Below are 12815 nucleotides of genomic sequence, written 5' to 3'. Positions count from 1 at the left end.
AAACAAAAAAAACAAAAAGAAGAAAAACAACCCCCCCCCCCCCCCCCCCCCCCCCCCCCCCCACCTCCCCCCCCCCCCCCCCCCCCCCCCCCCCCCCCCCCCACGGTTCCGGCCCCGTCGTGACCCGCGGGACCTCGTCCGTCCACGATCGGCGCATCCCGCAGTCTGGTTTTGCCCCCTGCCTCAAGGGCACACGGCCAGGTGAGACTCCGCGGAGGTACCGAGATGAGTGCCGGAGAGAGAGCAAAGGCAAAAGCCGAACAGGTCGTAGGCAGGACCGTGCGGAAGGCGGCCCACGCGGTGCACAAGGAAACCCTCGCAGCAAAAGGCGCCGCTCTCGAAGCACGGGGCAGGATGCGGGGCGGGAAAGAACGGACCAGGGATTCCTTCAAGAGCTGACAAGGCTTCCCTGAGGCATGCCAAGTTGCCTGCTGGTCGGAGACAGGGAAATGGCCGTTCCTTCGGCGGCCTTCAGGTGAGCTGTCCGATGACACGCGCCCAACAGCCGACGCGTGCTCGTTGAACACGAGTCGGAGCACGCCACCTGGCCGGGCGGCACCGTCAAGGACGGCACCCCCCTTCGTCGGCCCTGCCTTCACCGACCGGCCACGCGGGGCAGGCGCACCGGGCCCTTGCCCGATTGCATCCGGTACGAGGGCCCGGCACGCCGAAAGCACCTGACGCCGCTGAGCCCGCCCTCCGGGGGGCGACGGGAATGTGACGACAGGACCTGGTACACCTAGGCGGCGGTGTGTTCCAGACGGTCCTTGAGCAGTTGTTCGTTGCGCGGCAGCTCCTTGCGGACCTGAGGCCGGACGACGAGCGGCACGAGGACCTTGCCGAGACCGTGACCCTCGAAGTCGAGGTCCATCGTCACGCGGGAGCGGCGCCCGTCGTCGAGGGGGGTGATCTCGCCGTGGACATGCCCCCGGACGGGGCCGTCGATCCCGCGCAGACCCCAGCTGCGCGGCGGTTCGAACTCGGTGACCTCCATGGTCATCGGCATCTCGCGGCTGCGGCCCACGTGCCGGGTGATCCGCACCCGGGAACCGAGGCCGAACGGGCCCTCGTCGAGCTGCTCCGCCGAGATGGCGCTCGCCTGCCATTCGGGCAGGTGGGAGGGGTCGGTGACATAGGCCCAGACGTCTTCGGGAGTTCGGTTGACGTCGATCTCTTCGTGGAAGCCGGACATGGCGCCCCCTTTCCGAGGCGACCCCCCTTTGCGGGCTTACACCGGAATCGTCCCACCCGGCCGACCGGCGCGCCATCGCCCGGGCAGCCGGTACGCCGACGAGCCCCCGCCTTGAAGGGGATCGGGGTCCGTGCGTGCCGGGACCGTCGGCCGGACCCGGCGAATACGCCTCAGCCGGACCCGACGAACAGCACCATCAGCAGCCACACCACGGGCGCCGTCGGCAGCAGCGAGTCCAGCCGGTCCATGATCCCGCCATGACCGGGAAGCAAGGTGCCCATGTCCTTGATGCCCAGGTCTCGCTTGATCATGGACTCGCCGAGGTCGCCGAGCGTGGCGCTGGCCGCGACCGCGAGGCCGAGGAGCAGGCCCTGCCACCAGCGGCCGTCGTCGATCAGGAACTGCATGCACAGCGCGCCCGCCGCCATCGCGAACGTGACCGCTCCGAGCAGGCCCTCCCGGGTCTTGCCGGGGCTGATGCGCGGTGCGAGCTTGTGCTTGCCGAAGCGCCAGCCGACGGCGTACGCCCCGGTGTCGCTGACCACCGTCAGGACCAGGAACGTCAGGACGCGGAAGGGGCCGTCGTCGGCGGTCAGCATCATCGCCACGAACGTGGCCAGGAAGGGCACGTAGAAGGCCGCGAAGACGCCCGCCGTGACGTCCTTGAGGTAGCCCTCCGGAGGTTCCGTCATACGCCAGACCAGGACGGCCAGCGCGGTGAGCGCCATCGCCACCCAGGCACCGTCGGCGCCCCGGACGTACCCGGAGACGACCATGGCCGCACCACCGAGCGCGAGGGGGACGACGGGCGCCTTGATGCCCTTGCGCTCCTCCAGCCGCGTGGTCAGTTCCCAGAGGCCGACCACGACGGCGACCGCTATCACCCCGACGAACACGGCCTTGACGACGAACAGCGACGCGACGATCACCACGCCGAGCCCGACACCGACGCCTATGGCCGCACCCAGGTCCCGGCCCGCGCTCTTCTTCTGCGGCGCGGGCGCCGGCTGCGAGGCGTCGGGCATGGGCTCCGGATTCTGCGGCACCGCCCCGTAGGGCTGCGCCTGCGGCGTGTCGTAGGTCCCGTACGGCTGGGCCTGCGGCGGGTCGTACGGCGAGGTCTGCTGCGAGCCGCCGTACGGCTGCGGCGGCTCGTCGCGGAACAGGGGGCCGCTCAGCCGAGCGGCCCCCCGGTCGTCATCCTGGTTTCCGCCATGACCGGGTGCGTCGGGCGCGATGGGCATGGGGCGAGTGTGCTGCGCGTCATGCGCATCGTACGCGGGACCCGCCGGGGCAGCCCCCTGGACAGGCCCCTGGTCGGACGGCCCCCAGTACCCGGCTTGTGGCGGCGCTCCCCAGGAAGAGTCGTTCATCAGACCTCGAGCAGTTCCGATTCCTTGTGCTTGAGGAGTTCGTCCACCTGGGCGACGTACTTGTGCGTGGTGTCGTCGAGCTCCTTCTCCGCACGGCGGCCCTCGTCCTCGCCGATCTCGCCGTCCTTGATCAGCTTGTCGATGGCGTCCTTTGCCTTGCGGCGGACGGAGCGGATGGACACCTTGGCGTCCTCGCCCTTGCCCTTGGCGACCTTGATGTACTCGCGGCGGCGCTCCTCGGTGAGCTCGGGGAACACCACACGGATGATGTTGCCGTCGTTGCTCGGGTTGACGCCCAGGTCCGAGTCGCGGATCGCCTGCTCGATGTTGCGCAGCGCGCTCTTGTCGAACGGGGTCACCACGGCCATGCGCGGCTCCGGCACGGAGAACGAAGCCAACTGGTTGATCGGCGTCGGCGCACCGTAGTAGTCGGCCACGATCTTGTTGAACATCGCCGGGTGCGCACGGCCGGTGCGGATCGCGGCGAAGTCCTCCTTGGCGACCACGACGGCCTTCTCCATCTTCTCCTCGGCCTCGAGGAGGGTCTCTTCGATCACCACTTGCTCCTGCGTGTCTTGAGTAGGCCCGGCTGCGGTTCCTTGACGGGGGCGGCGGCCGGCTGCGTCGCGTCTTCTTCCTGCACGGTTCCCGACCGGCAGGACATTGTCCATCCCCCGGTCAGGGTGATCAGCCCTGGCTGCCTTGGTCACCCACTAGCGTGCCGATCTTCTCACCCTTGACGGCGCGCGCGATATTGCCCTCCGTCAGAAGCTCGAAGACCAGGATCGGGAGCTTGTTGTCGCGGCACAGCGTGATCGCCGTGGCATCGGCGACCTTGAGGTCGCGTGTGATGACCTCGCCGTAGCCGAGGGAGTCGAACTTGACGGCGTCCGGATTGGCCTTCGGGTCGGAGTCGTAGACCCCGTCCACGCCGTTCTTGCCCATCAGCAGCGCCTCGGCGTCGATCTCCAGGGCGCGCTGGGCGGCTGTGGTGTCGGTGGAGAAGTACGGCATGCCCATACCGGCGCCGAAGATGACCACGCGGCCCTTCTGCAGATGGCGCACGGCGCGCAGCGGGATGTACGGCTCGGCGACCTGCCCCATGGTGATGGCGGTCTGCACCCGGCTGTCGATGCCCTCCTTCTCCAGGAAGTCCTGGAGGGCGAGGCAGTTCATGACCGTGCCGAGCATGCCCATGTAGTCCGAGCGGGCCCGGTCCATGCCGCGCTGCTGCAGTTCGGCACCGCGGAAGAAGTTGCCGCCGCCGATGACGACCGCGATCTCCGCGCCGTCGCGCACTACGGCCGCGATCTCGCGGGCGATCTTGTGCACCACGTCGGGGTCCACGCCCAGGCCCCCGCCCCCGGAGAAGGCCTCTCCGGACAGCTTCAGCAGAAACCGGCCGCTTCCTTTGCCGTCGTCGCTCTTCTGGGCCTTGGTGCTCATGGCGTTCTCCTAATGGTGCACATACGAAGAAGGCCACTGCCGGTGGGGTGTCGTTCGCAACCCATGCGCGGCAATGGCCTCCTCGTCAGATCTGCTGTCGTCCGCCACACGCGCGTGTGCGGCGGCGTACCTTGACGACTGCTGTCGACCCTAGCGGGCTCGTGCCCCGGATCGCGCGTCGATCGCGGTACGGACTCAGATGCCGACCTTGATGCGCGTGAAGCGCTTCAGGGTGACACCCGCCTCGTCCAGGATCTTCTGGACAGACTTCTTGTTGTCGAGCGCGTACGGCTGGCCGAGCAGCGTGGCGTCCTTGAAGAAGCCGTTGAGGCGACCCTCGACGATCTTCTGCAGGGCGGCCTCGGGCTTGCCCTCGGCGCGGGTGGTCTCCTCGGCGACACGGCGCTCGGACTCGACGACCTCGGCCGGCACGTCCTCCTTGGAGAGGTACTTCGGCGCGAAGGCGGCGATGTGCTGGGCGATGCCCTTGGCGACCTCGGCGTTCGGCTTGTCCAGCTCGACGAGGACACCGATCTGCGGCGGCAGGTCGGGCATCGTGCGGTGCATGTACGCCGTGACGTAACCGTCGGCGAACTGCGCGAAGCGGTCCAGGACGATCTTCTCGCCCAGGTTGGCGTTGGCCTCGTCCACGAACGCCTGAACGGTCTTGCCGGGCTCGATCTCGGAGGCGAGCAGCGCCTCGAGGTCTGCCGGGGACGTCTTCGCGACGTGCTCGGCGATCTGGTTGGCGACGGCCTGGAACTTGTCGCCCTTGGCGACGAAGTCCGTCTCGCACTTCAGCTCGACCAGGACACCGGAGGTGTTGTCGTCGGCGATGAGGGAGACCACGGCGCCGTTCTCGGCGGAGCGGCCCTCGCGCTTGGCGACGCCCTTCTGGCCCTTGATGCGGAGCGCCTCGACGGCCTTCTCGACGTTGCCCTCGGCCTCGTCCAGCGCCTTCTTGCAGTCCATCATGCCGGCGCCGGTGAGCTCACGGAGCTTCTTGACGTCGGCGGCGGTGTAGTTCGCCATGATTCCTGGAATCTCTCTCGATGTCTGAAGATCTACGGGCCGGACGGCGGGGGCTGTGTGGCCCCCGCCGTCCGTGACCCGAAGCGGTGAGGGGTCAGGCCTGCTCGGCGTCCGCGGCGGGGGCCTCGGCCGGAGCCTCGGCGGCGGCCTCGGCGGCGGGAGCCTCAGCAGCGGGGGCCTCGGCAGCGGGGGCCTCGGCAGCGGGGGCCTCGGCAGCGGCCTCGGCGGCGGGGGCCTCGGCCTCGTCGGCCTTCTTCTCGCCCTCGAGCAGGTCGCGCTCCCACTCGGCCAGCGGCTCGCCGGCAGCCTTCTCGCCCTTGTCGCCGGTGGCGACGCCGGAGCGGGCGATGAGGCCCTCGGCGACGGCGTCGGCGATCACACGGGTGAGCAGGGTGACGGAGCGGATCGCGTCGTCGTTGCCCGGGATCTTGTAGTCGACCTCGTCGGGGTCGCAGTTGGTGTCGAGGATGGCGACGACCGGGATGTTGAGCTTCCGGGCCTCGCCGACCGCGATGTGCTCCTTCTTGGTGTCCACGATCCAGACGGCGCTGGGCACCTTCTGCATCTCGCGGATACCACCGAGGGTCTTCTCCAGCTTGGCCTTCTCACGGGAGAGGACCAGGAGCTCCTTCTTCGTCAGACCGGAGGACGCGACGTCCTCGAAGTCGATCTGCTCGAGCTCCTTGAGGCGCTGCAGACGCTTGTAGACGGTCGAGAAGTTGGTGAGCATGCCGCCCAGCCAGCGCTGGTTGACGTAGGGCATGCCGACGCGGGTGGCCTGCTCGGCGATGGCCTCCTGCGCCTGCTTCTTCGTGCCGACGAACATGACCGTGCCGCCGTGGGCGACGGTCTCCTTGACGAACTCGTAGGCACGGTCGATGTACGACAGCGACTGGAGCAGGTCGATGATGTAGATGCCGTTGCGCTCGGTGAAGATGAAGCGCTTCATCTTCGGGTTCCAGCGACGGGTCTGGTGACCGAAGTGGACGCCGCTCTCCAGCAGCTCCCGCATCGTGACGACGGCCATGGCCGTTCTCCTTGAGTTTCTCGGTTGTGCCGCGGGTGCCGGACGGCACCCGCGCCTGACGCCCGCGTGCGCCGTGCCGCTAAGGACCGAGGAGCGCTGACACCGGCTTTTGACCACCAGGTGTCGGGGCGTGCGAAGTCGACCCGGTGACCCGGATCGCCAGAAGAAGTGTACGGGACCCGCGAGGCACCGGGTGACGCCGCTGTCCACAACCGGCGGGTATTCCACAGATCCCGGCCATGATCGACGGGGCTGCGGAACGGTTCTCGCATGCGAGTGAAGCGATGTGAGCGACGTGCGGGCGCGTGGCTGGGGCTGCTGCTGCTGTTGACGGCGGCGGTTTCCACCTCGACGTGCCGGCCGGGCCACCCGGCACGGCCGGCGCTCCTGGAGCCGGTCGGCCGGGATGTGCCGGTCCCTCCCGTGGGCCGCGCCTGGCCGGTGGGGACGCGGCCCGTGGTCCTGCGGGGCTGGGAGCCTCCGGCGACGGTGTACGGGCGAGGACACCGGGGCGTGGACCTGGCCGCGCCGCCTGGCACACCGGTGCGGGCCGTCGCGTCGGGGAAGGTGTCGTTCGCGGGCCGGGTGGCCGGCAAGGGTGTCGTCTCGGTGGAACTGCCGACGACGGGTGAGCCGCCCCTGCGAACGACGTACGAACCGGTACGGGCGTCGGTGAAGAAGGGCGCCGAGGTGACGGCGGGCGAGGTGGTGGGCACGGTGGAGCCGACGGGCTCGCACTGCACGGCTGCGTGTGTGCACTGGGGTCTGCTCAGCGGTGAGACGTACCTGGACCCGCTGTCCTTGGTGCCGCCGTGGCTGCTGCGACGGGGCCCGTCACGGCTGCTGCCGGTGCTGGGGGTTCCGCTGCCGTAGCGGCGGACGGCCAGGCCCTGTCGCCATATTCCCGTCGTCCGCTGGGAGGGCGGGCCCCGCGCGGCGTCAGGTGCGTGCTCTCGGCGTGCCGGGCCCTGGCCCTCGTACGGGATGCACGTGGGCACGGGCCCGGTGCGGCGAGTGGGGCACCTGACGCTGGGAGGGCGGGCCCCACGGCGTCAGGTGCGTGCTCTCGGCGTGCCGGGCCCTGGCCCTCGTACGGGATGCACGTGGGCACGGGCCCGGTGCGGCGAGTGGGGGCACCTCCCACGCCCCCAAGGCAGTGGGGGAGCGTGCATGGCGTCGCGGGCAGGCGGGAATGTGACGACAGGGCTGGCCGCCGGGTGTGCGGAGCCGCGCGGTCAGTCGTGCCGCTGGGGCGGCACGGGTGGGCGCGGGACGGTACCCCGTGGCGCCGGTCGCGCGGCCCGACCCTCGTCGGCCGTAGCGGGCCTCAGCCCCGGACCCCGCGCAAGGCCATGGAAACGGCCGCGTCGGTGATCGCCGAAGGATCCTCCGCCGCGCCCAGTTCGATCCGCCGCACGGCCGCGTCGACGACGCCCTGAAGCAGCATCGCCGCCAGCCGGGGCTCCGCGTGGCCCATCTCCCCCAGCGCTTCGACGATCATCGCCACGAGCCCGCCGTGCGCGGCCCGGATCTTCTCCCGGGCCCCCGCATCCAGCTCGCTCGCCGAGATCGCCACGACAGCCCGGTGCCGCCGGTCCCCGACCAGCGCCAGCTGCTGCCGCACATACGCCTCGACCTTGCCCTCGGACGAGTCCGCCAGTTCCATCGCCGCCGAGACCTCCGCGGCCCAGACCGGGAAGTCGGCCTCGCACAGCTCCTCGACCACGGCCGCCCGGGACCGGAAGTACTCGTACACGGACGACCGGGCAAGTCCTGTCCGCTCGGCAAGGGCCGGGAAGCTCAGCGCCTCCGTACCGCCCTCGGACAGCAGGGAGCGTGCCGCGTCCAGCAGGGCGGCTCGCTGCATCGACCGGTGCTCGGCCACGGAGGCCGCTCGAATCCTTGGCACGTCGACCACTTTACGAGCGCGGCATCCCCGAGGGGAGTCACTCCACGCTGCCGGCGCCCGTCCGACCACCGGACGCCGGCCGTCCGCCGCGTCACGGTGGACGAGGTCAACGCCCAAAACTGGCCAGTTTCGCGCGCAGCTGCAGCACGGACTTGGTGTGGATCTGGCTCACCCGGCTCTCGGTCACACCCAGCACGTTCCCGATCTCGGCGAGCGTGAGGCCCTCGTAGTAGTACAGCGTGACCACGGTCTTCTCCCGCTCGGGCAGGGTGTTGATCGCCCGCGCCAGAAACCGCCGCAGCTCCCGGTCCTCGGCTACCTCCACGGGGTTGTCGGCGGCGGTGTCCTCCAGCGTGTCCATCAGGCTGAGCCGGTCGCCGCCCTCGCCGCCCACGTGCAGCAGTTCCTCCAGGGCTACCACGTTCGCCAGCGACAACTGGCTGAACACCGCGTGGAGGTCGTCCACCGCGATCCCCATCTCCGCGGCCACCTCGCCCTCGGTGGGCGTGCGCCGCAGCCGCGCCTCCAGCGTCGCGTACGCCCGCTCGACGTTCCGTGCCTTCTGGCGCACGGACCGCGGAATCCAGTCCAGCGCCCGCAACTCGTCGATCATCGCGCCCCGGATCCGCGTGATCGCGTACGTCTCGAACTTGATCTCCCGGTCGATGTCGAACTTCTCGATCGCGTCGATCAGCCCGAACACCCCGGAGGAGACGAAGTCCGCCTGCTCGACGTTGGGCGGCAGTCCCACGCTCACCCGGCCGGCCACGTACTTGACGAGCGGTGAGTAGTGCAGGATCAGCTGCTCGCGCAGCCGCTCGTCCCCCGTCGCCTTGTACGACCGCCACAACTCGTCGAGCGTCGAGGGAGCGGGGGGCCGCACGCTGCCACCGTCGCGGGCGGCTGCGGGGATCGCCGCCCGGTCGGACCCGGAGGTGTGCTGGGGCATTCGTCGCCTTGTGCCGTTCTGCCGTGAAGTGCAGCTGCAGGAGTGAGCTGTCGGTCTGATGTCGAGATTGCCTGTCTGCGTCGGAACCCACGTGAGCGTAGCGTGACTGGAGTGTCGCGGTGCGCGAAGAACGAGGCTCACCCCGTGCGCAGATACGTTCCGCTGGACGCCCCGACGGGGCGCGCCGGTCGCTGTGCGTGATCGGCCCGTCCCGCCAACTCCGGGATTTCTCAAGGGCGTCAGGGTCCCCCGGACGGCCGAACACGCTCGGTCAACATCGGCTCCGATCACCGCGGACGGAGATCATCGACTGGCGTGTCAACTTCCAGCCGTCGCCGTGTCGTTCGACGTAACCAAGTGATCGGAGTTCGTACAGCCTCGCGGTGGCGTCGTCCTCCGTCGTCTGCGCACCGCGCGCGATCTCGCCCGCGGTCGCCGCGCGGCGCCCCGGCAGTGCGGCCAGGACGTGCCGGGCGGCGGCGTCGAGCAGGTCGCGGGGCAGCACCGGCCCGAGCCGGTCCGGTGCCAGCTCACCCATGTCGCCGACCAGTTCGACGACCTCCGCGGCGTCCGTGACCAGCACCGCGTCCTTGCGCAGCAGCTCGTGCACGCCCGCGGAGAGACCGCTGGTGGCCGGGCCGGGTACCCCTATCGTGTGACGTCCCAGCCGCTCCGCGGCCCGCGCGGTGACGAGCGAGCCGCTGCGGTAGGCGGCCTCGACGACCACAGTCCCCCTGGTGAGTGCGGCGATCACCCGGTTGCGCAGGACGAATCTGCTCGGCGTCGGGTGATCACCGAGCGGCAACTCCCCGACCACCAGTCCCTGTTCGGCGATCCGGGTGATCAGCTCGGCGTGTCCGCGCGGGTAGGGCCGGTCGACGCCGCAGGCCAGGACGGCGACGGTGGCACCACCGGCGCCGAGAGCGCCGCGATGGGCGGCCCCGTCGACCCCGTAGGCACCCCCCGACACGACCACCCACCCGCGCTCGGCGAGCCCGGCGGAGAGGGTGGCCGCCATGTGCGCGCCGTACTCGGTACAGGCGCGGGCGCCGACCACGGCGACCGAGCGGAGCGCCCACATCCGCAGACTGGGCCGACCGCGGACCCACAGCCCCAGGGGCCGTGTGTCGCCCAGGTCGTCGAGCTGTCCGGGCCACTCTGCGTCGCCGGGGCACACGAACCGCACCCCGGCGGCCCGCGCGGCGTCCAGGTCCCTGTGGGGTTCGGCCTGCCCGGCCCGGGCCAGCAGCCCCGCCCACCGCTTCTCACTCACTCCCGAAGGCCGCGGCCCGCCTGCCCGCAACCGCCTGACCACCTCCCGGACCCCGCACTCCCGCATCCACCGCCCACAGGTCTCGTCGCCGGGCTCGATGACACGGGTGAGGAAGACACGGGCGAGCAGCTCGTGATCCGGATCGTCACTGGCGCTCACGTCAGCGCCCCGATGGCCATGGGCACGCCTCGCGGCACTCCGGTGCGCAGCTGCAGCGCCAGGGCGACGTCCGTCGCGTCCGGCCGGTCATGGCCGACGAGATCCGCGACGGTCCAGGCGACGCGCAGGACGCGGTCGATGCCGCGAGCGCTCAGTACGCCCCGCTCCAGGTTCCGTTCCGCCTCGTCCATGGCGCCGATCGCCGCGTGCCAGCGGCTGCGCAGCTCACGGCCGGGAACTTCGCTGTTGGTGCGCCACGAGGTGCCGGAGAGGCGTGCCGTCGCCCGTTCTCTGGCGGCCCGCACCCGGTCGGCGACCGTCGCGGTGGACTCGCCCCGCGCACCGCGCCCGGTCAGCTCCGCCCGCGTGACGCGGTCCACCTCGACGCGGAGGTCGACCCGGTCGAGGAGCGGGCCGGACAGCCGCGCCTGATAACGGCGGATCGCCGAGGGCGGGCATTCGCACAGGGAGTCCTTGAGCGAGAAGCGTCCGCAGGGACACGGGTTGGCCGCGAGGACCATGAGGAACTTCGCCGGGAAGCGCACGACGCCCGCGCTGCGGGCGATCACGACATGCCCCGCCTCCAGGGGCTGCCGCAGCGCGTCGAGGGCCTGGCTGTTGAACTCCGGCGTCTCGTCCAGGAAGAGGACGCCCCGGTGGGACAACGACACGGCTCCGGGCCGTGCGATACCGGGGCCGCCGCCGACCAGCGCCTGCATCGTCGCCGAGTGGTGGGGGGCGCAGTAGGGGGCGACGTCGATCAGTGGTCTGCCCGGCGGCAGCAGGCCCGCCACCGAGTGCACCGCTGTGACCTCCAGCGACTCCTGCCGGCCGAGCCGGGGCAGGATGGCGGGCAGCCGCTCCGCGAGCATCGTCTTGCCGGCGCCGGGCGGCCCTTCCAGGAACAGGTGGTGCCCGCCGGCCGCGGCGACCTCCACCGCCGTGCGTGCGGAGATCTGACCCACGACATCGGCCAGGTCATGGCCGTGGTCGTGCCGTGCGCCGCCCATGCCGTGCATTCCTGTGGCGGCGCCCGTACCCGGCATGCGCAGACCCGCGAGGAGCGGGTCTGGCCGGCCCAGGTCGTCGGGCTCCTCGTCGGGCACGGGCTCGTCCGCGAGGACGGCGATCAGTTGTCGCAGGCTGCGCACGCCGAGCACGGACACGCCGGGCACCAGAGAGGCTTCGGCGGCGGCGCACTCCGGCACGACCACCTGCTCGAAGCCGGCGTCCGCGGCGGCCAGCACCGCGGGCAGGATGCCCCGCACCGGACGCACGCGTCCGTCCAGGCCGAGCTCCCCGATCATCACGATGTCGGCCAGGACCCGCGGGTCGATCCGCTCGGCGGCGCCGAGCACGGCGCACGCGACCGCAAGATCGAAACCGCTGCCCGCCTTCGGCACCGAGGCCGGACTGAGCCCGACCGTCAGCTTCTTCTGCGGCCACTCCCCGCCCGAGTTGACCACCGCGGCCCGCACCCGGTCCCGGCTCTCCGTCAGGCTCTTGTCGGGCAGGCCGACCAGTGTGAACGCCGCGACGCCCGGTTCCAGGTCGGCCTGGACCTCGACCACCACGCCCTCGACGCCCACCAGCGTCACCGCGCAGGTACGGGCGAATCCCATCAGGCCACCCCCCGCACGTGCTCGACGACGGGCGCGCCGCGGCGGGGCAGGACGACGCCGATCAGGTCGATGCGGACGCCACCCGGCGGAGCCCCTCCGTGCGCCTGGATCCAGCGCTCTGCCAGGCCGCGCAGCCGATGCGCCTTCTCCGGGGTCACCGCGGCCATGGGATGCTCGAAGGCACCCGTCCTGCGGGTCTTGACCTCGCACACGACCAGGACGTCACCGTCCCGGGCCACGATGTCGATCTCTCCGGTCCGGCCGCTGCGCCAGTTGCGCTGCAGGACCGTCATCCCGGTCTCGGTCAGCCGCCGCGCGGCCAGATCCTCGCCGTACCTGCCGAGTGCGCTGCGTGCCCGATGCGTGTTCATGTCGGCACCACCTCCGGCGCCAACCGTCACGTATCCAGGCCTCTTCAGTGGATCTTGGTGGATGACTCAGCGGTTGTGGAAAACCTCGTCACCCTCGCGAGTGGCCGTCACCCGGCTCTCACCCGCCCGGCAGCTCCAGATCGCTCTTGTTCAGCTCCTCGATGTTCACGTCCTTGAACGTGAGCACCCGAACCTGCTTCACAAAACGAGCTGGCCGATACATGTCCCACACCCAGGCATCCGCCATGGACACCTCGAAAAAGACCTCACCCTGGACCGAGTGCACCTGCATCTCGTAGTCGTTGGTCAGGTAGAAGCGCCGCTCGGTCTCGATCACGTATTTGAACAGACCGACGACATCGCGGTACTCCCGGTAGAGCTTGAGCTCCATCTCGGTCTCGTACTTCTCGAGGTCCTCGGCGCTCATGGCATGTTCCCCTTCAGCCGTGCGATCCCACCATT

At 70.5% G+C, this 12815-nt stretch carries 13 protein-coding genes; 1 reads left to right on the top strand and 12 read right to left on the bottom strand.

Annotated features, from left to right (window positions below):
* Nucleotides 1-739: 739 nt before the first annotated feature.
* From ACZ562_RS30285 to rpsB, 6 genes are all read right to left on the bottom strand, one after another.
* Nucleotides 740-1192 carry an SRPBCC family protein gene (locus ACZ562_RS30285; RefSeq protein WP_471185515.1) on the bottom strand — a complete coding sequence of 151 codons (453 nt, stop codon included), beginning with the start codon at nt 1190-1192 and terminating at the stop codon, nt 740-742.
* A gap of 170 nt (nt 1193-1362) precedes the next feature.
* Nucleotides 1363-2565: a phosphatidate cytidylyltransferase gene (locus tag ACZ562_RS30280; RefSeq protein ID WP_471185512.1), complete on the bottom strand. Its 1203-nt coding sequence runs from the start codon at nt 2563-2565 to the stop codon at nt 1363-1365.
* Nucleotides 2565-3122 carry a ribosome recycling factor gene (gene frr, locus ACZ562_RS30275; RefSeq protein ID WP_150954080.1) on the bottom strand — a complete coding sequence of 186 codons (558 nt, stop codon included), beginning with the start codon at nt 3120-3122 and terminating at the stop codon, nt 2565-2567. Before frr ends, ACZ562_RS30280 begins: the two co-directional genes overlap by 1 nt.
* A 130-nt stretch (nt 3123-3252) precedes the next feature.
* Complete coding sequence (gene pyrH, locus ACZ562_RS30270) at nt 3253-4011, bottom strand: UMP kinase (RefSeq protein WP_471185510.1); 759 nt, start codon at nt 4009-4011, stop codon at nt 3253-3255.
* A 195-nt stretch (nt 4012-4206) separates the two neighbouring features.
* Nucleotides 4207-5043, bottom strand: coding sequence for a translation elongation factor Ts (gene tsf, locus ACZ562_RS30265; RefSeq protein ID WP_471185508.1), 837 nt, complete (start codon nt 5041-5043; stop codon nt 4207-4209).
* A gap of 94 nt (nt 5044-5137) precedes the next feature.
* The gene (gene rpsB / locus ACZ562_RS30260; RefSeq protein WP_471185506.1) at nt 5138-6070 is read right to left on the bottom strand and encodes a 30S ribosomal protein S2; all 933 of its coding nucleotides are present in this window, start codon (nt 6068-6070) and stop codon (nt 5138-5140) included.
* 270 nt (nt 6071-6340) lie between these two features.
* Here rpsB and ACZ562_RS30255 point away from each other — a divergent pair, with 270 nt between their 5' ends.
* A complete protein-coding gene (locus ACZ562_RS30255) occupies nt 6341-6943 on the top strand; it encodes a M23 family metallopeptidase (RefSeq protein WP_471185504.1) in 603 nt (200 codons plus the stop codon).
* 454 nt (nt 6944-7397) lie between these two features.
* Here the strand turns inward: ACZ562_RS30255 and ACZ562_RS30250 are convergent, their stop codons facing one another.
* From ACZ562_RS30250 to ACZ562_RS30225, 6 genes are all read right to left on the bottom strand, one after another.
* A complete protein-coding gene (locus ACZ562_RS30250; protein WP_471185676.1) occupies nt 7398-7955 on the bottom strand; it encodes a TetR/AcrR family transcriptional regulator in 558 nt (185 codons plus the stop codon).
* Between the two features lie 130 nt (nt 7956-8085).
* On the bottom strand, nt 8086-8928 hold the full coding sequence (gene whiG, locus ACZ562_RS30245) for an RNA polymerase sigma factor WhiG (RefSeq protein ID WP_471185501.1): 843 nt from the start codon (nt 8926-8928) through the stop codon (nt 8086-8088).
* A 271-nt stretch (nt 8929-9199) separates the two neighbouring features.
* Complete coding sequence (dprA, locus tag ACZ562_RS30240; protein ID WP_471185499.1) at nt 9200-10360, bottom strand: DNA-processing protein DprA; 1161 nt, start codon at nt 10358-10360, stop codon at nt 9200-9202.
* A complete protein-coding gene (locus ACZ562_RS30235) occupies nt 10357-11982 on the bottom strand; it encodes a YifB family Mg chelatase-like AAA ATPase (protein WP_471185497.1) in 1626 nt (541 codons plus the stop codon). Before ACZ562_RS30235 ends, dprA begins: the two co-directional genes overlap by 4 nt.
* The gene (locus ACZ562_RS30230) at nt 11982-12353 is read right to left on the bottom strand and encodes a YraN family protein (protein ID WP_471185494.1); all 372 of its coding nucleotides are present in this window, start codon (nt 12351-12353) and stop codon (nt 11982-11984) included. Before ACZ562_RS30230 ends, ACZ562_RS30235 begins: the two co-directional genes overlap by 1 nt.
* 118 nt (nt 12354-12471) lie before the next feature.
* Nucleotides 12472-12780, bottom strand: coding sequence for a DUF2469 domain-containing protein (locus ACZ562_RS30225; RefSeq protein WP_003965949.1), 309 nt, complete (start codon nt 12778-12780; stop codon nt 12472-12474).
* Between the last annotated feature and the right edge of the window lie 35 nt (nt 12781-12815).

It is taken from the genome of Streptomyces sp. NPDC040410 (assembly GCF_055595715.1).
Note: the sequence above shows the minus strand (reverse complement) of the source record. Positions and strands in the feature narration are given on the sequence as shown.

Bases quoted from the DNA above. Each gene is read 5' to 3' on its own strand.
- ACZ562_RS30280 (WP_471185512.1), bottom strand. From the start codon at position 2,565: ATGAACGACTCTTCCTGGGGAGCGCCGCCACAAGCCGGGTACTGGGGG.
- pyrH (WP_471185510.1), bottom strand. From the start codon at position 4,011: ATGAGCACCAAGGCCCAGAAGAGCGACGACGGCAAAGGAAGCGGCCGG.
- tsf (WP_471185508.1), bottom strand. From the start codon at position 5,043: ATGGCGAACTACACCGCCGCCGACGTCAAGAAGCTCCGTGAGCTCACC.
- ACZ562_RS30225 (WP_003965949.1), bottom strand. From the start codon at position 12,780: ATGAGCGCCGAGGACCTCGAGAAGTACGAGACCGAGATGGAGCTCAAG.
- ACZ562_RS30285 (WP_471185515.1), bottom strand. From the start codon at position 1,192: ATGTCCGGCTTCCACGAAGAGATCGACGTCAACCGAACTCCCGAAGAC.
- ACZ562_RS30230 (WP_471185494.1), bottom strand. From the start codon at position 12,353: ATGAACACGCATCGGGCACGCAGCGCACTCGGCAGGTACGGCGAGGAT.
- rpsB (WP_471185506.1), bottom strand. From the start codon at position 6,070: ATGGCCGTCGTCACGATGCGGGAGCTGCTGGAGAGCGGCGTCCACTTC.
- ACZ562_RS30235 (WP_471185497.1), bottom strand. From the start codon at position 11,982: ATGGGATTCGCCCGTACCTGCGCGGTGACGCTGGTGGGCGTCGAGGGC.
- ACZ562_RS30255 (WP_471185504.1), top strand. From the start codon at position 6,341: ATGCGAGTGAAGCGATGTGAGCGACGTGCGGGCGCGTGGCTGGGGCTG.
- whiG (WP_471185501.1), bottom strand. From the start codon at position 8,928: ATGCCCCAGCACACCTCCGGGTCCGACCGGGCGGCGATCCCCGCAGCC.